Origin of the sequence: Corallococcus sp. Z5C101001, from assembly GCF_007352635.1 — a bacterium.
GTDB lineage: Bacteria > Myxococcota > Myxococcia > Myxococcales > Myxococcaceae > Corallococcus > Corallococcus silvisoli.
Genome location: NZ_VKLU01000005.1, coordinates 525,445 through 549,233, shown reverse-complemented (window position 1 = coordinate 549,233; position 23,789 = coordinate 525,445). Strand labels below are relative to the sequence as shown.

Sequence of the window (23,789 nt, the reverse complement as noted above, 5' to 3'; positions counted from 1 at the left end):
GCCGCACCCCCGGGAGGTCCTTCGGGACCACGGGGATGGCGCGGGCGCTTCGGGGCGCTCTACAGTCCCGGACTCATGGGAGACACGCTGGACGTCGTCGTGGACCTGGGAGACGTGGCGGAGACCGCCGCGGACGCCGTGCTGCTGAAGTACGCGCAGGGCTTCCATGGGGCGGACGGGGCGGTGGCGCGCCGGCTGGAGTCGGCGGGCATCGCCGCGGAGTCCCTCTCCCTCCTTCCTGGGGACCACCGCTTCGTCGAGACGCGCGGCGGCCTGGGGGCTCCGGTGGTGCTCTTCCTGGGCACGGTGCGCCTGCGGCAGTTCGGCTACCATGAGATCCGCCAGTTCGCGGTCCGCGCGCTCCAGCTGCTGGAGCCCCGGCACTCCGTGCGGCACCTCGCGTGCACCGTGCACGGCCCCAACTACGGGCTCGACGAGGACGAGGCCGTGCTGGCCCTGGTGGGCGGCTTCGTGGACGCGTTCCAGCGCGGCAGCGGTCCTCGCGACCTGGAGCGCATCACGGTCGTGGAGTTGAACCCCAAGCGGATGGAGCGCCTGCGCCACGCCATCGCGCTGGGCCTGGGGGCCACCGCGGGCGTGGAGCCGCTCCCGGGCATCACGGGCTTCCGCGTCCGGCGGACGTCCCGCTTCGTCCAGGCGCCGCCGATGGCCAGCGCGGGCGCGAACTCGAATGAGAAGCCGCATGCCTTCGTGGCCATGCCTTTCGCGCCGGAGCTGGAGGACACGTACCACTACGGCATCCTGGGCCCCGTGAAGGCCGCGGGCCTGCTGTGCGAGCGCGTGGATCAGGCCACCTTCGACGGCCCCATCATCCAGCGCATCCGCGACCGCATCGACACCGCGAAGGTCGTCATCGCGGACCTGTCGCTGGCGAACCCCAATGTGTACCTGGAGGTGGGCTATGCCTGGGGACGCGGGAAGCCCACCCTGATGCTCGTGCGAGACGTGCGCGAGCTGCGCTTCGATGTTTCCAGCTACCGGTGTCTGGTCTACCGCAGCATCCGGCACCTGGAGGAGGTGCTGTCCGAGGAGCTGAAGCGCATCCTCTGAGCCGTGTCTCACCAACCTCGCGCGGCGACCTCCCACGTCGCCAGGCTCGCATCGCCGCGAATGACATGCAGCCGTGAGTGCAGGGGGACCGAAACACAGACATGGTTGGGCACCACGCGCACGCGCTCGCCGATGCGGGGGCGCCATGTCGTGGCGGACACGTCCAGCAGCCCGTGCTCCTCCGACAGGCTCTTCACCACGACCTCCGGCCGGTCGAGCAGGACGCCATAGCCCGGCGCCAGGCCTTCCTCCTTCGCGAGCGCCTTGGCCCCCGCGTCGATGACCACCTGCCCGGGCACGGCGGTGCTCACCACGGTGGCCAGGACCGAGTATGCCCACTCCGTCCCATCACAAGCGCCAATGACGGCGCTGTTGCGGTCGTTGAAGACGTTGAGGCCGGGGCGGATCTCCGTCAGCCCCCGCACGGTATGGGATTGCCAGAGGGTGGGGGTGGAGCCGCCGCTCACCACCTCGGGCGGGAGGCCCGCGCCGCGCAGGGCTTCCACGAACGCTGTCAGCGCTTCGGACTGGGCGTGCATCGCGGCGTCCAGCTCCGCCTGGGGGACGCGGATGTGGCCCGCGTAGAACGTCACGCCACGAAACGTCACGCCGGACATGGAGGCCGCCATGCGCGCCAGGGCCACGGCCTCGTCGGGGGTCCGCAGGCCGACCCGGCGCATGCCCAGGTCCAGCTCCACGAGGACGCCCACGGTGCGCCCCGCGTCCGTGGCCGCGCGCGCCAGCCCCTCCAGCGCCTCGCGCGAGTCGAGCGCCACGGTGAGCCGCACGCGCGCGGGCAGGGCCAGGAGCCGTGCGAGGCGGCGCGCGCCCACCGGCGGATACGCGAGCAGCACGTCATCACAGACGGAGGCCATCACCTCCGCCTCCAGCACGGTGGCCACCGTGACGCCCGAGGCCCCCGCCGCGACCTGGAGCGCGCAGAGCTCCGCCGTCTTGTGGGTCTTGGTGTGGGGCCGCCAGCGCAGGCCATGCTCGCGGGAGTAGTCCGCGACGCGCTGGAGGTTCCGCTCCACGCGGTCCAGGTCCACGAGGGCGGCGGGCGTATCGAGGGCATCCAGGGCGGGGACGGACATGCGGCGCATGCTGGCACCCGTTGCGTCACCCCGTCACAGGAATCCCCCGCCAGTGTGGCGAACGACGCCGGTCAGCCCCCGTGACCGTCGGGGGCTCAAGCCCGTCGCGGACCCTCCGTGCGCCGAGACCGCTTCCCGGTCACTGGACTTGCGACGCCGCTGGCTCGAAGCCAATCGTGGGCCGCTGCCACTTCCAGCCGCCGGACTTCAGGGCCTCCATCGCCTGAGCATCCAGCACGCGCAGCGCCGCGAGCACGTCCGTGGGCGGGCGGGGGGCTCCCGGGGCGCTCTCCACCTCGAAGCGCGCCGGGATGCCCGCCGCGTCCCGGCCGCCCATCACGACGCGGACGCGGCAGTTCTGCGGCGACAGCTCCGTCTCCCCGGACCACGACACGTCCTGGACGAACAGGTCCACCGTGCCGGCCGCCTTCTGTCCGCGCAGCCGCGTCACCACCGCGTCCAGCGAGCCCTTCGCGCGCTCGTTGCGCTTGCGGCCCAGGCGGGTGAGCGTCCACCAGGCCAGGCCTCCGGCGACCACGGGCGAGAGGATGAAGTAGGGGATGAGGGGGCTCATGGGGCGCCAGGGTGCCACGAAACGCGGGAGAAGAAACGCCCGTCTCCAGCGCCCAGGGGCCGAAGACGGGCGGGGGGAGGCGGGCTACTGCGGGGCGGGGGCGGCGACCTTCTTCGTCGCGTTGGGCTTGTACGTCATGCCCAGCTCGTTGAAGACGAAGGAGTAGACGTCCACCTCCTCCTCGATGCGCGCGGACAGCGGCGTGCCCATGCCGTGCCCCGTCTCCGCGTTGGCGCGCAGCAGGATGGGCTTCGGGGACGCCGTCGCCGCCTGCATCCGGGCCACCATCTTGCGCGAGTGGAAGGGATCCACGCGCGGGTCGTTCGCCCCGGACGTGAAGAGCACCGACGGGTACTTCGTCCCGTCCTTCACGTGGTGCACCGGCGAATAGCCATACAGCGCCTTGAACTGCGCCGGGTCCTTCACCGAGCCGTACTCGGTGACGTTGAACTGGCCGTTGGGCGTCAGCTCCGTGCGCAGCATGTCGTAGATGCCCACGCGCGCCACCACGGCGCCGTACTGCTCCGGGTGCTGCGTCACGGCCGCGCCCATCAGCAGGCCGCCGTTGCTGCCGCCCTGGATGACCAGCTTCTTCGGCTGCGTGTACTTCTGGTCCGTCAGCAGCTTCGCGCACGCGTAGAAGTCGTCGAACACGTTCTGCTTGTTCGTCAGCGAACCTCCCTGGTGCCAGGCCTCACCGAACTCCGAGCCGCCGCGCAGGTTCGCCACCGCGAACACGCCGCCCTGCTCCAGCCACATGCCCGCGAGCGCGTTGTAGCCCGGCGTGACGGCGAGGTTGAAGCCGCCGTAGCCCGTCAGCCACGCCGGGTTGTTGCCGTTCAGCTTCGTGCCCTTCTTCTTCAGGATGGAGAGCGGCACCTTCGTGCCGTCCTTCGACGTGGCCTCCGTGCGCACCACCTCCACGTCGCTCATGTCGATGGGCGACGTGCGCGCCAGCGCCGTCTTCGTCACCTTGCCGTCCTTCGCCGTGTAGCGGAACCACGCGGTCGGCTGGGTGAAGCTGCCATTGACGAACAGCAGGTCGTCCGCGCCCTGTCGCACCGCGCCGCCCACCGACGACACCGGCAGCGTGGGCACCAGCCCCTGCGCCTTGCCCGTCAGGTCCACGATGCGCAGCTGGGAAGGACCGCCCAGCTGCTCCACCAGGTAGACGCGGCTCTGCGTGGGCAGGATGGACTGCACCGTCGCCTCGCTCTCCGGCACCAGCACCGTCGCCTTGTCCAGCGTCGGCGTGGCCAGGGGCAGGCGCAGCACCTTGCCGCGCGGCGCGTCCTTGCGGCTGAGCAGGTACGCCGCGCCGTCACCGCCGAAGCGCGCCGACACCACCTTGTCGGTGAACTTCGCCACCTGCGCCCACGTGCCCGTGGGGCCGTGCAGGTAGAGCTCGAACTCGCCGCCGTCCCCGTTGGCGACGCGCGCGAAGGTGTACTGGCCGTCGTCGCTCGACTCCAGGTTGGTCATCGCGATGCGCGGGAAGTCCTTGCCCAGCTCGTACGTGTCCTTCTCCGTGGGCGTGCCCAGCGCGTGGAAGTACACCTGCTGGTACACCTCGCGGTCGACGGGGGGGCGCTCCTCGCCGCGCGGATAGCGCGTGTAGAAGAAGCCCGTGCCCTGCGCGTTCCACGCGAGGCTGCCGCCCGCCGTGCCGCCGTTGACGCGCGGCACCAGCTCGTTGGGCAGCGCCTTCGCCGTGGCCACGTCATACACGGACACGTCGCCGCTCTCCGTGCCGCCCTTCGACATCGACACCGCGACCTTCTTGCCGTCGTGCGACAGCTGGAACCAGTCGATGGTCGTCTTGCCGGACGCATCCACCTGCGTGGGGTCCACCAGCACGCGCTCCTTCGACAGGTCGTCCACCTGGCCCACGGCGACCAGCGTCGGCTGCTGCTTGGGCGGCTGGAACTTCAGCGCCAGCAGCGTGCCGCCCTGCTCATCCAGGCCGCCGTACGCGGCGGACTTCCACGACAGCAGCTCGGTGATGCGCTGGCGCAGCGGCTCGCGGCCGGGGAGCTTGTCCAGCGTCGCGCGGGTGTAGGCGTTCTGCGTGTCGGTCCACTGCCGCACCTTGGGGTCGGTGGCGGACTCCATCCACTGGTAGGGGTCCGTCACGGCGGTGCCGTGGTAGGTGCTCTCCACGGGCTGCTTCTCCGCGGCGGCGGGCTTCGCGGGCGCCTTGCCCGCGGCCGTGGACACCAGGGGCAACAGCAGCACGGCGGTGGTGACGGCGGTTCTGAGCTTCATGGTTCACCTCGCATGCGGGTGGGCCCTGGCTGACGGTCAGCGCAGGGGCAGCTCCACCAGGGCGGTGGAGAAGGTGTCGAAGGTCTCGTTGGCGGAGGGCTTCGTGCCCTCGTCCATGTTGCCCAGCATCAGGGCGAAGACGACGCGCGGGTGCTCCGGGTCCTGGGGCCGCTCGGCCACGCCCACGAAGCACTTCTGGCCGGTGAGCGTCCCCGTCTTCGCGCGGATGCGGCCCGCGGTGGACCGCGTGGTGGGCCGGCCCGCCAGGGTCCCGTCCACGCCCAGCAGCGGCAGGCTGTCCACCAGCGCCGCGCCGTAGGGCTCCTGGAGGCTCGTGAAGATGACCCGCGCCATGCCCCGGGGCGTGGCCAGGTTGTAGCGGGACAGGCCGCTGCCATCCACCGGGCGCAGGTCCTTGGCCGGCACGCCCCGGCGCAGCAGCTCCGCGCCCAGGGCGGTGCGGAGCGCGGCGTAGCCTTCCTGTCCCGTGCGCTCGCGCGCGAAGCGCATGCCCAGCCGCTCCGCGTACAGGTTGAGGCTCTCCTTGTTCGTCACGCGCACCAGCTCCGACAGGGGCGGGCTGGTCAGCTCCACCAGCGGCATGGGGATGGGGGGCATGGGCGCGGTCGGGGCCTCCAGCGAGAGGGGCAGCCGCGTCACCCCGCGCCGGGCCAGCGCGTCATCCACGCACGCCGCGAAGAGCTCCTGGGGCGCGTCCACGGACAGCTTCACGGCGGCGGCCTGGGGGCAGGGGCCTCCCGTGGGCGAGCGCCACGTGCAGCGCACCCCGCCGCCGCCGCGCACGCAGGCCAGGTTCGCGCGCTCCGCGTTGACGTCCACGCGCACCACGGCGGCCAGGGGGGCGAAGGTGGGGGTCCACTCGAGGGAGGGCGCGGCGTCGCACGTGGCGCCGGGGGCGCGCCTCAGCGCCAGGTCCACCACGTTCTCGCGGAAGACGAAGGGCGTGGGCGCCGCGCTGTAGGCATACGCCGCGTCGTCCCAGGCCCAGCCGGGGCCCATCCCGCCCTCCACCCCGTCGGTGCCGGCGATGCGCACGCTGCCTCGCCACTGGTGGATGCCTCGCGCCTGGAACGCCTCCGCGATGCGGTCGCAGGCCAGCGCCGTCTCCGGGAAGCGCCACGAGCCCAGGGATGGGTCGCCGGAGGCCTGCGCCACCACGTCGCCCAGGAACAGGCCCCCGGTCTGCGAGCCCTCCAGGAACACGGGCGTCACGAAGCGGAAGTCCGCCCCCAGCGCGGACAGCGCGGCGGACGTGGACACCACCTTCATCGTGGACGCGGGCAACAGCCGCACGTTCTGCCGGTGGGTGAAGAGCGGCTCGCCGGTCCTCGCGTCCACCACGGCCACGCCCGCGAGCGCGCCGTCCGCCTCCAGGGTCTCCAGCAGCGCCTTCGCCACGCCGGGCAGGGTGTCGCCCCGGCCGCCTTCCGGCGTGGCGGGCGCGTGGGCACAGGCGGTCAACAGCACGGAGACGCTGGCGGACAGGAGAGCGCGGCGCATGGCGGCGGCCACCGTATGTCGCGTGCTGGGGAGTGTCATGGTTTCCCGCCAGCGGGGAGGGCGCGAGCGTGCGCGGGGAGACGGCCCGGCCGGGGACCAGGCGGTTGGACGCGCGCGGAACGGCCTTGTGCCCCGTCTATTCCCGGCGCTTCGCGTCCAGCCACACCGAGTGCCTTGACGCGACGGCACAGGCCCCCCATCCTGCCGCGCCCCATGCCTGTCCTACGTGGTGCCGTGACCTTTTCGCGCTTCCGGACCGAGCCGGCCAAGGATGCGCCGTCCGACGTGAAGCGCTGGTTGACCAAGGGGCTCAAGTCCCATGCGTTCGAGCCCATCGACCGCCGCTCCGAGGAGGAGCGCGCCGCCGGTTTCGTGGAGCTGGAGAACCCGGAGGCCTCCGAGTTCTCCACCACCCACCTCTTCTACGGCGAGTACGCCCTGTTCGCCTTCCGCATCGACACGCTCAAGGTGCCCGCGTCGCTGATGAAGTCGGAGCTGGACAAGTGGTCCGCCGCGTTCGCCAACGAGAACGGCCGCCCGCCCGCCCGCGCGGAGAAGAACAAGCAGCGCGCGGAGCTCAAGCAGCTGCTTCGCCAGCGCGCGGTGCCCCGCACCAGCGTGCTGGACGTGACGTGGAACCTGAAGACGCAGCAGGTGCAGATCTGGGCCGCGTCGCGCAAGACGGTGGATGAGATCGCCGTCGCGCTGGAGGGCGCCCTGGCGGTGAAGGTGATTGGCATCACGCCCGCGTCCATGGCGCAGCGCGCGGGCATCGACGAGAAGGCCCTGGGCCCCACCGCGGAGCTCATTGGCCTGGACCTGCCGGCGACGGCTTCGGTGGAGGGCAGCCATGGCGAGGCGTGAGCAGGCGAGGGAAGAGGCGGCGTTCGCCCGGGGCGACGTGGGCGTGGATGGCGTCGCCACCGAGGAGGAGAAGGACGCGGCCGAGGTCGAGAAGGGCCAGGCGCGCGAACAGCTGCTGCGCGGCCGGGCCTACCTGGGCCGCGAGTTCCTGACGTGGCTGCTGTGGCGTTCGGAGTCGGGCGACCCCATCTCCGAGTTCGACGGCTCGGGCGTCACCGTGCTCTACCTGGGCCGCGTGGTGCTGCGCGGCGTGGCGGGGGATGTCACGGAGATGAGCGCGAAGGGCACGCTGGCGCCGTACTCGGAGCAGGTGCGGCACTCGCTGGACCGGGGCCTGCTCGTGTCCCAGGCCCGGCTGCGGCTGTCGCACGGCGAGCGCGAATACGAGCTCACCCTGGATGCCGAGTTCCTGGACATCCGCGCCGCCAAGCTGCCCGCGCTCATGACCGAGGAGGAGGATGATCAGCTCTCCGAACGTCTGGAGCTGACCGAGCAGCTCTCCGCCCTGGTGGATACGCTGGTGCAGGACTTCCTGACCGTGCGCGCGGGCCGCGCCTGGAGCAAGCAGGTGGTGCCTGCGATGAAGGAATGGATGAAGGGCGAGGAGAAGGGCAGCGACCTGCTCTCCAAGGCCGCCCGCGCCCGGGGCCGCGACGCCCGCACCGCCCGGGGCTAGCGATCGGAACCTCCGGTGTGTGGCGCGCGCTGTCGCCGCGCCAGTCTGGACCCCCTCCCGTTCCGGAATGGAGCGGGGGGCAGCTCCAAGCCGGTGCGCGACCGCGCGGTTCCGGGGCAGGCAGGGGCGGCATGGGGCTCGCAGTGGCTCGAGGGCGAACCCCTCACCGCGAGCAGGTGTCCCGTGCCGTCCGCCCAGCCCACCACCGAAGCCATCCAGCGCATCTCCCTGAAGAATCGCGAGTACGCCTACATCGAGGACGCCAACCGCGGCGTGGTGTTGATGGAGGTGGGGCCTCGGGTGCTGACCCTGGAGGCGCACCTGACGCTCGTCGCGAAGGAGCGGATGGTGGAGGTGGGCGCCGGCAGCTGGTGCGTCGTGCGCAACCCCGTGGTCCGCGTGGAGGGCCAGGTGGCGCTGGATGACTTCGGTCAGGCCCGCGTGGCGGTGGGGGACCGCGAGGTCCGCGTGGGTCCCAAGGTGTTTCCGCTCTACCCCGGCGAGGAGCTGGAGGGGGACATCGTCCCGGAGTACGTGCTGGGCGTCTCCGAAGCGCTGCGGCTGCGCGCGCTCACCGCCTTCAGGGATGCCACCGCTCCGGACGCGCCCCGCCACCGCGAGGCCGGCGACGAGTGGCTGGTCCGCGGTCCCGGCCGCTACGTGCCCGCTGAGAGCGTCACCGTCGTGTCGCTGGAGAAGGCCCGCGTCCTCAAGGAGACGGAGTACTGCGTCGTCCTCAACCCCGTGGACCGCGCCACCGGCCGCGTCCAGGAGGGCCGCCGCAAGGTCGTCTCCGGCCCGGACGTCTTCTTCCTGGAGCCCGGCGAGGCGCTGGAGGGGGACGTGCGCCGCAAGCACGTCCTGTCGGAGCTGCAGGGGCTGAAGCTCCAGGCGCTGGATGACCTCTCCGAAGCGGAGGGCGGCGAGCCTCGCGCGCGAAAGGCCGGTGACACGTGGATCGTCCGGGGCCCGCGCACCTACGTGCCCAGCGAGAAGGTGCTCATCCACCGTGAGATCTCCGCGCTGTCGCTGGGCCAGGGTGAAGGTCTCTATGTGCGCGACCTGCGCTCCGGAAAGGTGACGCTGGTCCAGGGGCCCTGCCAGTTCATGCCGGAGGCGCATCAGGAGCTGCATGAGAAGCGCCTGTCCCCGGAGGCGGAGGGCCTGCTGGGGCTCACGCCGCCGCCTGCCGCGGAGACGAAGGACGCCCGCGCACCGCGCCCCACCACGGCGGGGGAGAAGGGGGACCGCACGCGCGCCATCGTGTTGCGCATCGAGGACAACACCGCGGTCCTGATCAACGACTTCGAGTCCAACCACGCGCGGGTGGAGTTCGGTCCCGCCAAGGTGATGCTGCGCCCATACGAAGACGTCACCGTGCTGGACCTGTCCGGCGGCACGCCCAAGCGCCCGCGACAGCTCAAGGTGCTGATGCTGCGGCTGGGGCCGGACTTCGCCACGGACCTGTTCGAGGTCGCCACGCGCGACCACGCCCGGCTGCGCATCAAGCTCTCCTACAAGTGGCAGTTCGACGTGCAGGGCGATCCGGAGAAGGACAAGGCCATCTTCCGGGTGAACGACTTCATCGGATACGTGTGTGAGAACCTGGCGTCGCGCATCCGTCAGGTGGCGGCGGAGAACGAGTTCGAGACGTTCCACAAGAACGCCAGTGTCCTCATCCGCCGCGCCATCTTCGGCATGGACGACGCGGGCCGCGCGCGCAAGGACCGGCTCTTCTCCGAGAACCAGCTGCGCATCATCGACATCGACATCAAGGACATCGCCCCCGTCGACGAGAAGACGGCCCTGAAGCTGCGCGAGGCCATCGACACCAACATCCAGATCCAACTGGACGCGTCGCGCCAGGAGGCCCAGGCCGCCGCCGAGCTCAAGCGCATCCGCAGCGAGGAGGAGAAGCAGCTCGCGGACATCGCCAGCCACCGCAAGGCGGAGGCGGAACGCCAGTCCCTCATCGAGCTGCAGAACCGCAACCACCAACTGGAGACGCTCAGCCGCGCCAAGGTGGAGGCGGAGGCCCAGCTGGAGCGCGCCCGCGTGGAGAGCGAGGAGGCCCTGGCCCGCGCGGAGTCCGACGCCCGCGCCTCGCGCATCCGCTCCGAGGCGGAGCTGGAGCGCGAACGGCTGACGACCCAGGTGACCCTGGAGCGCCAGCAGCGCCTCAATGACCTGGAGGTGGAGCGCCAGTCCCGCATGTCGGAGGTGGAGGCCACCCAGTTCCGCCAACGCGTGGAGTCGCTGGGGGGAGGGGAGAACTTCGTGAAGGCCGTGGCCGCGCAGGCCCAGGCCGCCGTCGTCGGGGGCCTGGACAAGGTCGTGTTCCTCCCCAGCGGCTCCAACCTCAACCTCTTCGACGCCATGCAGGGACTGCTGGGTCCTGGAGGCGCACCCCGTGTGTCGTCCCACATCGTCTCCCCTCCGCCCGGGGACACTTCCGCATGAAGTTGGTGGAACGATATTGAAAATGATAATCGTTATCGAATAAGGATCGTCACCTTCGAAGACAGCGGTACTCCGCATCGAAAGGTCACGACGATGAGCTTCCCTGGAAGGGTGGTCCGGAAGAGCAGTGCCCGGTGGTTCGGCACGGGGGCCCTGGCGGCCCTCGCGCTGGCGGCGCTGGCAGCGGGTTGCAGCGGCGACGAGTGCGTGGACGCGTTTGATTGCCGCGACCAGGGCAGCGCCCCGGCGGGCAAGGCCTATGTCTGCAACGCCGACAACAAGTGCGAGCTGCGCACGCTGACCGTCGAGCCCGAGGCGGATGCGGGCACGGGTACGGACGCGGGCACGGGTACGGACGCGGGCACGGATGCCGGCGCGGACGCGGGCACGGATGCCGGCACCGGCACGGACGCGGGCACGGATGCCGGCACGGACGCAGGGACGGAGACCGACGCGGGGACACCGGACGGCGGCGCGCAGCTCTGCCGCAACACGGTGGAGTGCAAGGAGCAGAGCATCGACCAGCTGACCCTCAAGTCCGTGGTGTCGACCGGCCTCGTGACGGAGGAGGGCACCACGGCGGGCCAGTTCCTCACGTACCTGGATGGCCGCGCAGGTGGCTCGAACCCGGCGCAGTCGTACACCTACGCGCGCTTCACCGCGACGGGGCTGGTGAAGGTGGACATCGACGATCTGGCCGCGCTCGATTCGACGGCGTGGGACATCGCGGTGCGCCGCTTCGTGATCCGCGTGAACAGCGGCGTGTCGGGCCCGTCCTGCGTCGGAGTCGCGCAGACGGCCGCGGGCACGACGTTCGACGCGGTGACGTCCGTGGACCCGGGCGCGACCTTCGCCTCCGAGTCGTACTTCACCGCCAACACGTGCCAGTACGTGCCGGATGACTCGGGCATCAACGGGCCCGACACCGGCCTGGCCACGTACTGGACCTATGCGAGCTGCCTCAAGATGACGGACAAGGTCTTCCTCCTTCAGCTGGCGGACGGCCGTCACGTGAAGCTGCAGGTCGTGTCGTACTACGACCCCGCGGCGCAGACGCAGTGCAACACCTCGGGCACGCTGCCCGGGACGTCAGGCGCGGCCCAGTTCCGCATCAAGTGGGCCTTCCTGCCGTGATGACCGCCGGGGTTCCCACGCTGCTCCTGCTGCTGGCCGGCGCGGGAACCCCGCACCGCCTCCCCCATGAGGTGGAGGCGGTGAAGGGGCTGGCCGCCGAGTCCGGGCGGCCCACCTCGCCCACCGCGCTCGAGCCGCGCTACCTGCCCACGGACACGGTGGAGTCCATCGTCTCTCCGGGCGAGCGCTTCCGCGTCCACTTCACCCGCCAGGGCCCCAACGCGGTGCCGCTGACGGACGCGGACGGCAACGGCGTGCCCGACTTCGTGGAGCTCGTCGGCCGCACGTATGAGCGCGTGGCGACGTTCTACGCGGGCCTGGGCTTCCGCCTGCCGCCCGACGACGCGAACACCTCCCAGGACGACGGCGGCGACGGCCGCTTCGACGTGTACCTGGTGGACTTCGCGCTGCGCGGCGATGGCGCCTTCCGGCAGGAGGTCTGTCTGGAGGGCACCACGCATTGCACCGGCTACATGCTCCAGGAGAACGACTTCACCGGCTACGGCTACCCCTCCGACGCCGAGGCCGTGGAGACGCTGGCCAGCCACGAGTTCTTCCATGCGGTCCAGGCCGCCTACCGGCCGGACCTGGGAGGGATTGCATCGGAGGGAACGGCGGTCTGGGCCACGGAGCGCTTCGAGCCCGCGCTCGACGACCTGGAGGGCTTCACCCGCTATTACATGTCCAGCCCGGACCGCAGCCTGCTGACGGATCCCACGGGGCCCGGGGTGAGCTTCAACTATGGCGCGGGCCTGTTCTTCCAGTTCCTCGGCGAGCGCTTCGGCGACGGCGTCCTCGTGGCGCTGCTGGAGGAGTCCGTGCGGCAGCCGGAGGCGCGCTGGCCGCTCCTCTTGGACACCTGCCTGCGCCGCGACTTCGCGTCCACGTTCGATGCGGCCTTCGCCCAGTTCGCCACCTGGAACCTGGGCACCGGGCCACGCGCCACGCCTGGGGGCGGCTATGCGCGAGGCGAGGGGTACGCGCCCGTGCTCACAGCCGAGGCTGGGCTCCCCACCTCGATGACTTCCGTGCGCGTCGCCGCCGCCGCGTCGAGGCTCTTCGAGGTGCCGGGCGGCGCCCCCTTCGTCGCCGCCACGTTCGAGCCGGATCCGGGCACCGACCCCGCCGCGCTGCACCTGCTCGTGGCCGCCGTCACCGACGACGCCGTGCTGCGCGTCACCCGGGTGGATGGGCCGGAGGCCCTGCGCGCCCAGGTGGCCGCGCAGGACGCGACGCGGGTGGTGGTCGCGGTCGTGGATGGGCGGTCGGAGGGGCTGGGGCGCTACGGGCGGCTGTGCATCGCGGCCACCGGACAGGATGCGTCGTGCGCGCCCCTCCAGGTACCGGATGCGGGCACGCCCGACGCAGGCAGCCCGGATGGGGGCTCGCCGGATGCGGGGGGCGCCGATGCTGGCTCGCCCGTGGAGCCCGGCGAGGATCCTCGGACCCCCACGTCCAGCGGTGGCTGCCAGACGGCGGGGGGCCCCCTGTCCGGTGCGCTGGTGGCGCTGCTGCTCGGCAGGCGGCTGGGCCGCCGTCGCCGCTCACCGGCGCGTTAGTGCTCGTACTCCTCGCACCCGGTCTCCTGCTTCATCGGGAACTCGGACCGCTTCTCCTGGCGCACGTAGTCGTGGCTCTTCGAGAAGAGGTCCGGGCTCGTGACGGACACGGTGCCCTTCGCGGCGTCGACCGTCTTCCACTGGAGTGCCTCTGGTTTGCCTTCCGGTGACGTGAGCCCCAGCGCCCAGGCCCCGGCGCCCTTGCCGGGCGCCACGGACGTCACCTTCAGCGTCGTCGCCTCCTGGCCCAGCTGTACCTCCAGCTCTCCCGTCGCGGGCTTGACGGTGAAGCTTCGCGTCATCGCCGAGCAGGGCTTGAAGATGACGAAGCCCTTGCCCTGCTTCGTCAGCGCCACCCACGTCCCCGCGAAGGGCTGGAGCTTGTCCGCGGCCACCGGGGGCGGCGTGGAGGTGGCCTTGGACGCCGTGTCCGCCGGGCACTCCAGGTCCTCGCGCTTGAGCAGCCCCACCGTGGCCTGGCGCGGCCCCTGGAACCGCGCGGCGAGGTAGTCCGGCTCGACGGGGTCGACGTAGGCCTGCACCGTGTCACCGGACACCACGAACGTCTTGCGCGGTGTATTGGCGGCATCCGACGCGAAGAAGCCCGCCTTCGGCACCTTCACCTTGCACGTGCTCAGCGGCCTGACGGGAGCGCGGGCGAACGAGTCCTTTCCCGGATAGCCGGCGCCGCAACACGTGGGGGCCCCGGTGGTCAGGACCAACTGCTTGGGATTGATGCTCAGCGTCCAGGCGTCGTCCTCCCCGCCCTGGTGCAGCGTCCAGCTCGACGCGCCCTTCTTCTGGACCACCAGCGCGCAATCACACGTCCCCGTGCTGTTGCCTTGTGGAAACCCCGTAGCGTAGTGGACCAGCGTCTCGTTGCTGCCCTCGACAATGGCCAGCGTCCCGGCCTGATTGGAATAGACGCCGGAGAGTCCCGCTGGCCCCTGAGCGGCGGCGTCTGGGGTTGCCCCCGTGACGCAAAAGGCAAACAACAATGCCGCAAATTTCAAATCCGGTTTGATCCTGGACATCTGATTGGACCTCCTGGGCATGTCCTTTGATGACGTCGTATTGATCCGTGGAAACTGAAGCGGCTGGAATAACATGCTTTGCTTGATTGTGACTATCAATGCGAAACCGCGCGCATTGCCTTTCGATAATCGTGGAAATCCAATCGCGTCCGCGATGTGTCTGTTCGCGGGCGGACATGAGAGGGCTTTCCATGACCGTCTCCAGCATTCGCGTGCGTTCCGGTGACACCCTTTCCGAGATCGCCAGGCGCTACAACACGTCGGTGGACGCGCTGGCCAAGGCGAACAACATCAAGGATCCGAACCGGATCCTCGCGGGCCAGACGCTCCAGCTGAAGGACGGCTTCGACACGAAGGGCCCGCGCGGTTCGAACGCGGGGGGCAAGGCGCAGGGCGACAGCTTCGCGCAGTCCACCGGGGGCACGAAGGCGCCGGCCACCTCCACGGCGACGCCCTCCACCCGTACGGCGGATGGGGAGCTGGGCGGGCTGAGCCGCAAGTACGAGGCGCGCGGTCCCGGCACCGTCTCCACGGGCAAGGGGGACCGGGGCGGCGTGTCCTACGGCTCCTACCAGTTCGCCTCGGCGAACGGCTCGGCGCAGTCGTTCGTGAACTCGCTGAAGAAGTCGAACCCGGACTTCTACAAGGCGCTGTCAGGCAGCAAGCCGGGCACGCCGGCGTTCTCCACGGCGTGGAAGCAGCTGGCGGCGAAGGACCCGAAGGGCTTCGACAAGGCCCAGCACGACTACATCAAGGCCACGCACTACGACGTGGGCGCCGCGAACATCAAGAAGGCGACAGGCATCGACCTGGACAAGCGGTCCGCGGCGCTGCGCGACGTGGCCTGGTCCACGTCGGTGCAGCACGGCCCGGGCGCGGCGGATGACATCTTCAAGAAGGCGCTGGCCGGGCGCGACCCCGCCAAGGTGAGCGACGAGCAGCTCATCAAGGACATCTACGCCGAGCGCGGCCGCACGAACGCCAGCGGCACCCTGGTGCACTTCTCCGGCAACTCCCGGGACGTGCAGAAGGGCGTGGCCAACCGCTTCAAGTCAGAGGCCAAGGACGCGCTCGCGATGCTCAAGAAGGAGAAGGCGGGCGCCACCGCGACGCCGGGCAACACGGGCATCGTCCCTCCGAACAAGACGGGCGGCGCGGCGACGCCGGGCAACACGGGCATCGTCCCTCCGAACAAGACGGGCGGCACCACGACCTCGCGGCCCACCACGGAGGCGGACCGCACGGACACGCAGCAGGTGGCCCCGTCGAAGTCCGGCCCCTCGGTCCACGTGAAGGTGCCGTACTACAGCCAGTTCGAGAACGGCCACGGCTACACCGCGAGCGACACGGCGTGCTTCAAGGCCGCGACGGCGATGGCGGGCGCGTCGGGCGCGAAGGTGACGGGACCGGAGAACCGCATCCAGGTGGGCAAGAGCGAGAACAGCACCGGCCAGCTCACGGTGGACTCGAAGAAGGCCAAGGAGGGCCGCGACTACATCGACCGGCAGCTGGACGCGGGCAAGCCGGTGGTGGTGGGGGTCAGCCACAAGGACGCGAACTACAACGCGGATGGCCTCACGGACCACTTCGTGACCATCACGGGCCGTGGCGTCGACGACAAGGGCCGCACCTACTACACGTTCCACGACCCGGGCACGTCCAACGCCAGCAAGGGCAAGGACACCAATCCCAACAACCGCTTCTACGTGGATGACCAGAGCGGGAAGATGTACCGCCCCGGCCAGGCCGCGAACGGCTACGTGACGGACCGCCGCTACGAGGTCGCGATGGTGCGTCGCAACGCGTAGTCCGCGCGTCGCGCGCCCACCCGGAAGTCAGTCGAGGGTGCGGCGCGCCCGTGGCTATGCGTGCGCCGCGTCCCGCCGCGCGGGCACCTCGCCGCGCAGCTCCGCGACCTCCGCGCGCAGGAGCCAGTCCGACGGGAAGTCCGTGGACGCGCGGGCGATCTGCTCCAGCCGCTCGGGGGCGAGCTGCCCCGTCTCGCGGATGCGGCGCACCTCCGTGTAGAGCGCCGCCAGCGACGGGGGCAGGGCCTGGGCCTTGCGCTCGCGGGCCAGCGCCTCGCCGTCTCCCGCGGTGAAGGCGTCCAGCTCCCCGAACCACCGGTCCCAGGTGCCGGGATCCGCCGGGCCGCCCGCCACGGACGGCAGCCGCTCCGTCAGGTACAGCCGCGCCATGGACGGCAGCGTCAGCGGCTGTCCGCCCAGGGTCCCGCTCAGCGCGATGACCTCTCCGCCGCCCACCGCGAACCCCTCCAACACCAGCCCGCTGTCCAGGGTGAGCCGGAAGCTCCCGCGCTCCGGCAGCGTGCCCTGGCCAAATGCCACCAGCGCCGCGCCGCTGAACGGCTTGTCCACGGCCTGACCCTTCACCGACGTGAGGATGGGGCCCTCCAGCCGCGCCAGCGCGGTGGACAGGCCCGGCGCCACTTCCTTCGCGGTGGGCAGCAGCTCCACCACCTTGCCCGTGACCTCCCGGCCGTCCGCGAGCACCAGGTGGTTGACGGTGCGCGCCCGCAGCGCTTCGTTCAGGCCCAGGTCCCCGCCGCGCTTCCACGCGAGCGTCGACTCGAAGTCGGCGAGCACTTCGAAGAGGTGTTCGAAGTCGCGCGCCACGAAGAGCTGCGGCTGCATGCGGGTGATGTCGTAGTCCGTGTCCGCGCACTCCTGGCCCAGGGGCAGCTTGTGCACGGCGGACGTCAGGCAGTGCTTCGCCTCGCCGATGCTGGACAGCAGGCCCGCGCCATAGATGCGCGGGCGCTCCAGGTCGCCGATGAGGCCGTACTCCGCCGTCCACCAGTACAGGCGGCTCGCGCGGGTGCTCTCGCTGATGTAGCGGTGGCTGGCGTTGGCGGCCTCCAGACGGGCCTGGGCGTGGGCGATCTCCTCCTCGCTCGCCGTCGGGTCCTCCTTCACCACGGAGAGGTTGCGGATGGCCTCGAAGACGGCCTGGTCCTCCACGCTGGCGATGGCCTTGAACCCCACCAGCCCCACGGCCTTCAGGTACTGCGCGTAGCGCGCGTTCGCGATGATGGGCGCGTGGCCCGCGCTCTCATGGACGATGTCCGGCGCGGGCGTGTACTGGATGTGCTCGTGGGTGCGGATGTCCGCCGCGATGGCCAGCACGCCCAGCGCCTGCAGCTCCGTGAAGACCGCCGGCGGGATGAAGCCGCGCACCGCCACGCAGGCCCAGCCCAGCTTCGCCAGCTTCGCGTTCATCTCATCCAGGCTGGGGATGGCCTCCGCCCCGATGCCCGTCGCCTCCAGGCCCTCCAGGTAGACGGGGTGCGCCTTGTCGCCCAGGTGCTCCCGCAGCTGCCCCAGGATGTGCCGCCACACCGCCTGATCCCTGGGCGTGTACGCCGCGTAGTCCTGCGCCACGACGTAGCGGCGCAGGTGGGCGGGCAGGCGGGCAATGGTCCGTTCCGTGGGCGTCATCGCGGGCGGCTCCTTCAGGCGCAACAGGACCCTTGAAGAATACGCACCCGGCTGGAAGACGGAAATCCGGCAGAATTCGACGTCTTCGTCGGATTATCGCCGTTTGTTCAGGCGGCGACGCAGCCCGTCCAGGATGCTCTGGGCGCCGGGGCTGAGGCCGCCGGAGGGCCAGAGGGCGACGACCTCCACGGCCTGGGGGTCTTGTTCGCGCAGGGGCCAGACGCGGAGGTCGGTGGGGAACGGCTGGGTGGGGCGCACGTCGGGGGCGATGGCGCAGGCCCGGTAGGCGCGCAGCAGCTCGTAGAGGTGGAGGAAGCTCTCCACGCGGCCCACCTCGTTCACGGTGACGCCCTGGGCGGCGAAGCGGGCGCTGTTGGCGCCGCCGTACGGGTCGTCTCGCAGCCAGTCCACGAAGCGTTGACCGTCCAGGTCCTTCACATCCAGGGCGCGGCGGGAGGGGTGCGCGTGGGCGAGCGTGGAGTCGGGGCCCGCGAGCACCACGAAGGACATGCGCAGCAGGGATTCGGTGTCCACGCCCTCGTGGGGGGGCAGCGGGGTGAAGTCGAGCACCAGATCCTGCTGCCGCGTCTGCACCTGCCGCATGAGCTCATGCGACCCGCCGAAGCCCACCACCAGCTTGAGGTCGGTGGCGGCGGCGTCCTGCGCGATGCCGCCCAGCAGGGACATGGAGAGGGTGGGGTTGAGGCCCAGGCGGAGGGTGGGCTCCACGCGGGCCAGGTCCATCAACCGCTTCATGTCCAGCTGGTGCAGCGGCGTCTGCGTGCCGGCGTAGAGCCGCTCCCCGCGCGCGGACAGCTGGAGGCGCCTGCCCGGGCCGCGTTCCAGCAGGGCGGCGCCATCCGCGAGCACCTCTTCCAGCGCGCGGATGTGTTCACTCACGACGGAGCGGGCGACGCCCAGGTGCTCCGCGGCGGCTTCGATGCTGCCGGCCTCCACGGCGGCGGTGAAGGACTCGAGCCAGACGAGGTGCCGCTGGAGCTTGCGCGGGGGCATGGAGCCTGGGCGGGGCCGGACGCCTAGAGGAAGAAGTCGGGCAGCAGCTCCGCGCCGGGCACGGACTGGTACTTGTCGAAGTCGGTGACGCCGGCCGCGCGGAGGACCTCGTCGTCGATGCAGAAGTTCCCGGTGAAGGAGCGGCTGGGCCTGGTGAGGATGGTGTAGGCGGCGTCGGCCATGATCTCCGGCGTGCGGCTGCCGCGGATGGTGTCGTCACCGCCCAGCAGGTTCTGCACGGCGGCGGTGGCGATGACGGTGCGGGGCCAGAGGGTGTTGACGGCGATGCCGTCGTCCTTGAGCTCCTCCGCCATGCCCAGCGCGCACAGGCTCATGCCGTACTTGGCGATGGTGTACGCCACGTGGGGCCCGAACCAGCGCGGCTCCATGTTGAGGGGCGGCGAGTTGTTGAGGATGTGCGGGTTGCTGGACTTCTTCAGGTACGGGATGCAGGCCTGCGAGCACGCGAAGGTGCCGCGCGTGTTGATGCCGTGCATCAGGTCGAAGCGCTTGAGCGGCGTCTCCAGCGTGCCGGTGAGGCTGATGGCGCTGGCGTTGTTCACCAGGATGTCGATGCCGCCGAAGGTCTCCACGGCCTTCGCGACGGCCGCGTGGATCTGCGCCTCGTCGCGGATGTCCACCACGCACGCGAGCGCCTTGCCGCCGGCTTCTTCAATCTCCTTCGCCGCGGTGTGGATGGTGCCGGGCAGCTTGGGGTGCGGTTCGGTCGTCTTGGCGGCGATGACGATGTTGGCGCCGTCCCGGGCCGCGCGCAGCGCGATGGCCTTGCCGATGCCGCGGCTGGCGCCGGTGATGAAGAGGGTCTTGCCTTGGAGGTTGGACATGGGGCGCATCCTGGCCCACTCCACCGCCCGGCGCATCTGGAAGTCGGAGGCTGTCGGCCGGGAGCGCGCCCGTGGCTCCCTCCCGGCCCGGACGTCCGGCTAGTACGTGATGCAGAGGATGGATTCGATCATCGTCACGTTCCCATTGCCCGTCGTGTTCCAGGGGCCCACGCCGCCCGTGCCGATGATGTAGGTATACGCGGAGCCCCGGATGGCGGTGGTGAAGCTCAGCGCGCCGGCGTGCCCCTGGTCCTGGCAGAAGCGGCGGGCGGTGTCCGCGGGCGTGCTGAGGTTGGCCGTGGGGAAGTTCGGCTGGACCGTGCCGATCTGAAAGCCATTCACCTTGGGCGTCTCGTACGCGACCTCCGCTGAATGGAAGCAGGTGATGGACTCCAGCATCGTCGCGTTTGAGTTGCCGGACTTGCTCCAGGGGCCCACACCGCCCGTCCCGGCGACGTACGAATACGCGGACTCACGGACCGTGCTGGTGAAGCGCAGCGCGCCGGCGTGCCCCAGGTCCGTGCAGAAGCGGCGGGCGGTGTCCGCGGCCGTGCTGAGGTTGCCCGTGGGATAGAGCGGCTGGACAGTGCCCACCGGATAGCCATCCACTGTCGGCGCCGTGTACGTGACCTCCGTCATGGACGTGAAGCAGGTGACGGATTCAATCATCGTCACGTTCGCGTTGCCCGTCGTGTTCCACACGCCCACGCCGCCCGTGCCGATGATGTACGTATACGCGGAGCCCCGGATGGCGGTGGTGAAGGACCGCGCCCCGCTGTGGCCCTGGTCCGTGCAGAAGCGGCGGGCGGTGTCCGTGGGGGTGCTGTAATTGCCTGTCGGGAAGTTGGGTTGCACCGTGCCAATCTGAAAGCCATTGACCGTGGGCGTTGTGTAGGTCTGGTACGTGTCCGCGCTGGCAGGCAACGCGAAGCCCGTCATCAGGAGCAGGGACACGACGAGGGAGGGAAGACGGCGGCCGTGATGCATCATGTTTTCCTCGGCTTGTGCGGAAAAGCAGAGCGGGAAGGTAGCGGCTCCCGACGGTGAAAGCATCCCGGTGGGCGAGCGCGCGCCGGTCTAAGCTGGGGCCCCCATGCGTCTGCTCCCTCTGCTCGTCCTGTTGGCTTTGACCGTCCGCTGTGCCCACGCACCGGAGGCCGCGCCGTCCGCCTCCGCGCCTCCCGCCGTCGCGTGGCCGGAGGCCCTTCCCCCCGCGCTGCGTCTGCCGGACACCGTGCGGCCCGTGCACTACGCGTTGGATCTGAAGCTGGTGCCTTCGGAGGACACCTATCCGGGCAGCGTCACCATCGACGTGGAGGTCCGTGAGCCGGTGCGCCAGGTGTGGCTGCACGCGCAGGACCTGGAGGTGACGCGAGCCCGGGTCGTGGTGGGCGACCGCACCTTGGAGGCGAAGCCGGTGACAGCGGACGAGGGGCGCCTGGGCTTGCTGTTGCCGGAGGCGTTGCCGGCGGGCCGGGCGCGGCTCGTGATCGACTTCACCGGCAAGGTGGACCGCGAGCGCAGCCAGGGCATCTACGGCCAGGCGGAAGGGGGCGAGCCCTACCTCTACACGTTCTTCGAGCCCATCGACGCGCGCCGCGCGTTCCCGTGCTTCGACGAGCCGACCTTCAAGGTGCCGTGGCGCCTGCGCTTCACGGTGAAGGCGGGGCACGTGGCGGTGGCCAACCATCCCGTCGTGTCTCGCGAGCCGCTGACGGACGGGCTGGAGCGGGTCACGTTCGCGGAGAGCAAGCCCATGCCCAGCTACCTCGTGGCCTTCATGGTGGGGCCGTTCGACGTGGTGGAGGCGGGCACGGTGGGGCGCGCGAGCGTGCCGCTGCGCTTCGTCGTGCCGAAGGGCCGGGGCGCGGAGACGCGGTACGCCGCGAGCATCACGCCGCGCATCGTGAAGGGCCTGGAGGACTTCTTCGATCAGACCTATCCGTACGAGAAGCTGGATGTGGCGGTGGTGCCCCGCTACTGGGGCACCATGGAGCACCCGGGCATCGTCGCGCTCGGACAGCCGCTCACGCTCATCCCGCCTGGCGAGGAGACGCTGGCCCGGCGCAAGTCCTACGCCGTCATCGCCAACCATGAGCTGGGCCACTATTGGTTCGGCGACGTCGTCACCTGCGCGTGGTGGAACGACATCTGGCTGAACGAGTCCTTCACCGCGTGGCTGGACCGGCAGACGGTGGACCGGCTGGAGCCTTCCTGGAACTTCCAGCAGGAGCGCGCCATGTCCGCGACCCGCAACGCGCTGGAGTCGGACGCGCTGGAGGCCGCGCTGCCGGTGCGCAAGCCGGTGACGAGCAACAGCGACATCGTCGGCTCCTTCGACAACGGGACGACGTATGACAAGGGCTCGTCCGTCATCGCCATGTTCGAGGCGTGGCTGGGTCCGGAGCGCTTCCGCGAGGCGCTGCGCGGGTATGTCCGCAAGCACGCCTGGGGCGTCGCGACGATGGAGGACTTCCTCGCGGACCTGTCCCAGGCGGCGGGACCGGAGGTGGCGCGGTCCTTTGGCGGTTTCATCGAGCAGGGCGGCGCGGCGAGCGTGTCCGCGCAGGTGTCATGCCCCAAGGGAGGCACGCCGACGGTGAAGCTGTCGCAGGAGCGCTACCTGCCGGTGGGATCGCAGGCGAGCTCCCAGCAGGAATGGCTCGTGCCTGTGTGCCTTCGCGCGGGAACCGGCGCGCAGTCGTCCCGCGTGTGCTCGATGATGGAGGGGCGGACGGCGGAGGTGTCCCTGCCTTTGAAGCAGTGCCCGGCGTGGGTGCTGCTCAACGCGGGCGGCACGGGCTACTACCGGGGCGGCTACACGCGGGAGCAATTGACGAAGCTGCTCTCGACGCCGGCCACCGCCTTCACGGTGGGGGAGCAGGTGGCGCTCTGGGCGGACGTGGACGCGGCGGTGACTCGGGGGATCCTGCCACTGGGGCAGGCCTTGAGCGCGGTGCCCGCCACCGCCCGGTCGGCGGATCGCCTGGTGGTGCAGGGGGGCGCCGCGTTGCTTCACCGGGTGCGTGAGGATCAGCTCACCGTGGAGGAGCGGCAGCGCTTCCGGGCCTGGGTGGCGTCGCTCTATGCGCCGCGCGCGCGCGCGCTCGGCTGGATGCCCAAGGCCGGAGACGATGACGCGATGACGCAGTCGCGCTCGCTGTTGCTCGCGCTGGCGGCGGGGCTCGGCGATGATCCCAAGCTGGCGAAGGAGGCCGCGCCGCTGGTCCGTGCGTGGCTGGCGGACCGCAAGTCAGTGGATCCCGAGGCGCTGTCGAATGCGTTGCCCTGGGCGGCGGCGCACGGGGACGCGGCGTTGTTCGACGCGCTGCTGGCGGCCGCGAAGAAGGAACAGGACCGCAACGAGCGCACGCGGCTGTTGACGGCCCTGGCCTTCTTCCGCGCCCCGGAGCTGGTGGAGCGGGCGCTGGCGCTCGTCATGGGGTCGGACTTCGACGTCAGGGACTCCGAGATCATCCTCAAGATGGCGCTGGTCATCCCGGAGTCGCAGTCGCGGGCCTTGAGCTTCTATCAGGCGCACTTCGATGAGCTGGCGCAGCGACTGCGCTCGGACGAGATGGGCGGGCTGATTGGCCGTCTGGGAAATCTCTGTGATGAGACGCAGCGGGCCCAGGTGGAGGCGTTCCTCAAGCCCCGCGTGGAGAAGATCGAAGGCGGTCCACGCGCCCTGGCCCGGGCCCTGGAGTCCATCCAGTTGTGCGCCGAATCCCAGAAGCTCCACCTGTCGAGCATCCGGGACTTCCTCCGCACCCACTGAATGAAGCCAGTGGGCGCGGTTCAGGGGCCGTAGGGGCACAGTTGCAGCATCTCCGCGATGGGCGGTCGGCAGAGCTGCAAGAGCTGGGTCTCGTCCACGAACGAGGATGTTCTCGCCTTCAAGAAGCAGGAGGCGGGATCGTCCTCGGGCGTGGCGTACTGGCAGAGCTGGAGCGCTTGCGGATCCGACAGGAAGCCTCCCGCCTGGACGCGCTGGAAGCACCGGGCTGGCGAGTCGGAGCGGGCGCCCTGGCAGAGCTGGGCCGCGAGGGTGTCCGTCACCGCGCCGCCCGCCCGGGCCGCCTCGAAGCAGGAGAATTGGGGCGCTCCCGCGGGGATGCCTCCGCTCTGACCCAGCACGGGGAGCCCAAGCAACAGGGCCGCCAGTCCCCCGACTCCTCTCCAACGCTCGTGTCTCATCGTGCAGTGCACCCCCTGGAGAA

The 23,789-nt window shown here is 70.6% G+C and carries 18 protein-coding genes; 8 read left to right on the top strand and 10 right to left on the bottom strand.

Annotated elements, in window-relative coordinates:
* The first annotated feature begins 75 nt into the window (after nucleotides 1-75).
* On the top strand, nucleotides 76-1,071 hold the full coding sequence (locus FOF48_RS12635; RefSeq protein WP_143901232.1) for a hypothetical protein: 996 nt from the start codon (nucleotides 76-78) through the stop codon (nucleotides 1,069-1,071).
* An 8-nt stretch (nucleotides 1,072-1,079) separates the two neighbouring features.
* Here the strand turns inward: FOF48_RS12635 and FOF48_RS12630 are convergent, their stop codons facing one another.
* The 4 genes from FOF48_RS12630 to dacB all read right to left on the bottom strand — a co-directional run bounded on the left by FOF48_RS12630 (nucleotide 1,080) and on the right by dacB (nucleotide 6,525).
* Nucleotides 1,080-2,165: an alanine racemase gene (locus tag FOF48_RS12630; protein WP_143901230.1), complete on the bottom strand. Its 1,086-nt coding sequence runs from the start codon at nucleotides 2,163-2,165 to the stop codon at nucleotides 1,080-1,082.
* A 139-nt stretch (nucleotides 2,166-2,304) separates the two neighbouring features.
* Nucleotides 2,305-2,739, bottom strand: a complete 435-nt coding sequence (locus FOF48_RS12625) for a hypothetical protein (RefSeq protein ID WP_143901228.1) — start codon at nucleotides 2,737-2,739, stop codon at nucleotides 2,305-2,307.
* A gap of 84 nt (nucleotides 2,740-2,823) precedes the next feature.
* A complete protein-coding gene (locus tag FOF48_RS12620) occupies nucleotides 2,824-5,004 on the bottom strand; it encodes a prolyl oligopeptidase family protein (protein ID WP_143901226.1) in 2,181 nt (726 codons plus the stop codon).
* A 36-nt stretch (nucleotides 5,005-5,040) separates the two neighbouring features.
* Nucleotides 5,041-6,525 carry a D-alanyl-D-alanine carboxypeptidase/D-alanyl-D-alanine-endopeptidase gene (gene dacB, locus FOF48_RS12615; protein ID WP_143901224.1) on the bottom strand — a complete coding sequence of 495 codons (1,485 nt, stop codon included), beginning with the start codon at nucleotides 6,523-6,525 and terminating at the stop codon, nucleotides 5,041-5,043.
* Nucleotides 6,526-6,738: 213 nt separating this feature from the next.
* On the opposite strand from dacB, the gene rdgC reads away from it, so the two are divergent.
* From rdgC to FOF48_RS12590, 5 genes are all read left to right on the top strand, one after another.
* A complete protein-coding gene (gene rdgC, locus FOF48_RS12610) occupies nucleotides 6,739-7,389 on the top strand; it encodes a recombination-associated protein RdgC (protein WP_143901222.1) in 651 nt (216 codons plus the stop codon).
* Nucleotides 7,376-8,065 (top strand): hypothetical protein, encoded by a 690-nt coding sequence (locus tag FOF48_RS12605; RefSeq protein WP_143901220.1) that lies wholly within the window; start codon nucleotides 7,376-7,378, stop codon nucleotides 8,063-8,065. Before rdgC ends, FOF48_RS12605 begins: the two co-directional genes overlap by 14 nt.
* Nucleotides 8,066-8,248: 183 nt before the next feature.
* Nucleotides 8,249-10,525 (top strand): hypothetical protein, encoded by a 2,277-nt coding sequence (locus FOF48_RS12600; RefSeq protein WP_143901218.1) that lies wholly within the window; start codon nucleotides 8,249-8,251, stop codon nucleotides 10,523-10,525.
* Nucleotides 10,526-10,618: 93 nt separating this feature from the next.
* Nucleotides 10,619-11,659, top strand: coding sequence for an HmuY family protein (locus tag FOF48_RS12595; RefSeq protein WP_143901216.1), 1,041 nt, complete (start codon nucleotides 10,619-10,621; stop codon nucleotides 11,657-11,659).
* Nucleotides 11,659-13,218 carry an MXAN_6640 family putative metalloprotease gene (locus FOF48_RS12590; protein WP_143901214.1) on the top strand — a complete coding sequence of 520 codons (1,560 nt, stop codon included), beginning with the start codon at nucleotides 11,659-11,661 and terminating at the stop codon, nucleotides 13,216-13,218. The genes FOF48_RS12595 and FOF48_RS12590 overlap by 1 nt, the downstream gene beginning before the upstream one ends.
* Here FOF48_RS12590 and FOF48_RS12585 read toward each other — a convergent pair.
* Nucleotides 13,215-14,213 (bottom strand): hypothetical protein, encoded by a 999-nt coding sequence (locus FOF48_RS12585; RefSeq protein ID WP_255442110.1) that lies wholly within the window; start codon nucleotides 14,211-14,213, stop codon nucleotides 13,215-13,217. The genes FOF48_RS12590 and FOF48_RS12585 overlap by 4 nt on opposite strands.
* Nucleotides 14,214-14,443: 230 nt before the next feature.
* On the opposite strand from FOF48_RS12585, the gene FOF48_RS12580 reads away from it, so the two are divergent.
* Nucleotides 14,444-16,060: a LysM peptidoglycan-binding domain-containing protein gene (locus FOF48_RS12580; protein WP_143901210.1), complete on the top strand. Its 1,617-nt coding sequence runs from the start codon at nucleotides 14,444-14,446 to the stop codon at nucleotides 16,058-16,060.
* A 54-nt stretch (nucleotides 16,061-16,114) separates the two neighbouring features.
* On the opposite strand, the gene FOF48_RS12575 is transcribed toward FOF48_RS12580, so the two are convergent.
* The 4 genes from FOF48_RS12575 to FOF48_RS12560 all read right to left on the bottom strand — a co-directional run bounded on the left by FOF48_RS12575 (nucleotide 16,115) and on the right by FOF48_RS12560 (nucleotide 20,559).
* Nucleotides 16,115-17,710, bottom strand: a complete 1,596-nt coding sequence (locus FOF48_RS12575) for an aromatic amino acid hydroxylase (protein WP_143901208.1) — start codon at nucleotides 17,708-17,710, stop codon at nucleotides 16,115-16,117.
* A 93-nt stretch (nucleotides 17,711-17,803) separates the two neighbouring features.
* Nucleotides 17,804-18,724, bottom strand: coding sequence for a LysR family transcriptional regulator (locus FOF48_RS12570; protein ID WP_143901206.1), 921 nt, complete (start codon nucleotides 18,722-18,724; stop codon nucleotides 17,804-17,806).
* Between the two features lie 23 nt (nucleotides 18,725-18,747).
* Entirely contained in the window at nucleotides 18,748-19,569 is an 822-nt protein-coding gene (locus tag FOF48_RS12565) for an NAD(P)-dependent oxidoreductase (RefSeq protein WP_143901204.1), read from the bottom strand.
* Nucleotides 19,570-19,668: 99 nt separating this feature from the next.
* Nucleotides 19,669-20,559: a hypothetical protein gene (locus FOF48_RS12560; RefSeq protein ID WP_143901202.1), complete on the bottom strand. Its 891-nt coding sequence runs from the start codon at nucleotides 20,557-20,559 to the stop codon at nucleotides 19,669-19,671.
* A gap of 103 nt (nucleotides 20,560-20,662) precedes the next feature.
* Here FOF48_RS12560 and FOF48_RS12555 point away from each other — a divergent pair, with 103 nt between their 5' ends.
* Entirely contained in the window at nucleotides 20,663-23,347 is a 2,685-nt protein-coding gene (locus FOF48_RS12555; RefSeq protein ID WP_143901200.1) for a M1 family metallopeptidase, read from the top strand.
* Nucleotides 23,348-23,367: 20 nt separating this feature from the next.
* Here the strand turns inward: FOF48_RS12555 and FOF48_RS12550 are convergent, their stop codons facing one another.
* On the bottom strand, nucleotides 23,368-23,721 hold the full coding sequence (locus FOF48_RS12550) for a hypothetical protein (RefSeq protein WP_255442109.1): 354 nt from the start codon (nucleotides 23,719-23,721) through the stop codon (nucleotides 23,368-23,370).
* Nucleotides 23,722-23,789: the final 68 nt, after the last annotated feature.

Excerpts from the sequence above, each read along its gene's own strand:
- FOF48_RS12560 (WP_143901202.1), bottom strand. The coding sequence starts at position 20,559 with ATGATGCATCACGGCCGCCGTCTTCCCTCCCTCGTCGTGTCCCTGCTC.
- FOF48_RS12605 (WP_143901220.1), top strand. The coding sequence starts at position 7,376 with ATGGCGAGGCGTGAGCAGGCGAGGGAAGAGGCGGCGTTCGCCCGGGGC.
- dacB (WP_143901224.1), bottom strand. The coding sequence starts at position 6,525 with ATGCGCCGCGCTCTCCTGTCCGCCAGCGTCTCCGTGCTGTTGACCGCC.
- FOF48_RS12595 (WP_143901216.1), top strand. The coding sequence starts at position 10,619 with ATGAGCTTCCCTGGAAGGGTGGTCCGGAAGAGCAGTGCCCGGTGGTTC.
- FOF48_RS12625 (WP_143901228.1), bottom strand. The coding sequence starts at position 2,739 with ATGAGCCCCCTCATCCCCTACTTCATCCTCTCGCCCGTGGTCGCCGGA.
- FOF48_RS12590 (WP_143901214.1), top strand. The coding sequence starts at position 11,659 with ATGACCGCCGGGGTTCCCACGCTGCTCCTGCTGCTGGCCGGCGCGGGA.
- FOF48_RS12630 (WP_143901230.1), bottom strand. The coding sequence starts at position 2,165 with ATGTCCGTCCCCGCCCTGGATGCCCTCGATACGCCCGCCGCCCTCGTG.
- FOF48_RS12635 (WP_143901232.1), top strand. The coding sequence starts at position 76 with ATGGGAGACACGCTGGACGTCGTCGTGGACCTGGGAGACGTGGCGGAG.
- FOF48_RS12555 (WP_143901200.1), top strand. The coding sequence starts at position 20,663 with ATGCGTCTGCTCCCTCTGCTCGTCCTGTTGGCTTTGACCGTCCGCTGT.
- FOF48_RS12580 (WP_143901210.1), top strand. The coding sequence starts at position 14,444 with ATGACCGTCTCCAGCATTCGCGTGCGTTCCGGTGACACCCTTTCCGAG.
- rdgC (WP_143901222.1), top strand. The coding sequence starts at position 6,739 with ATGCCTGTCCTACGTGGTGCCGTGACCTTTTCGCGCTTCCGGACCGAG.
- FOF48_RS12570 (WP_143901206.1), bottom strand. The coding sequence starts at position 18,724 with ATGCCCCCGCGCAAGCTCCAGCGGCACCTCGTCTGGCTCGAGTCCTTC.
- FOF48_RS12575 (WP_143901208.1), bottom strand. The coding sequence starts at position 17,710 with ATGACGCCCACGGAACGGACCATTGCCCGCCTGCCCGCCCACCTGCGC.
- FOF48_RS12620 (WP_143901226.1), bottom strand. The coding sequence starts at position 5,004 with ATGAAGCTCAGAACCGCCGTCACCACCGCCGTGCTGCTGTTGCCCCTG.
- FOF48_RS12565 (WP_143901204.1), bottom strand. The coding sequence starts at position 19,569 with ATGTCCAACCTCCAAGGCAAGACCCTCTTCATCACCGGCGCCAGCCGC.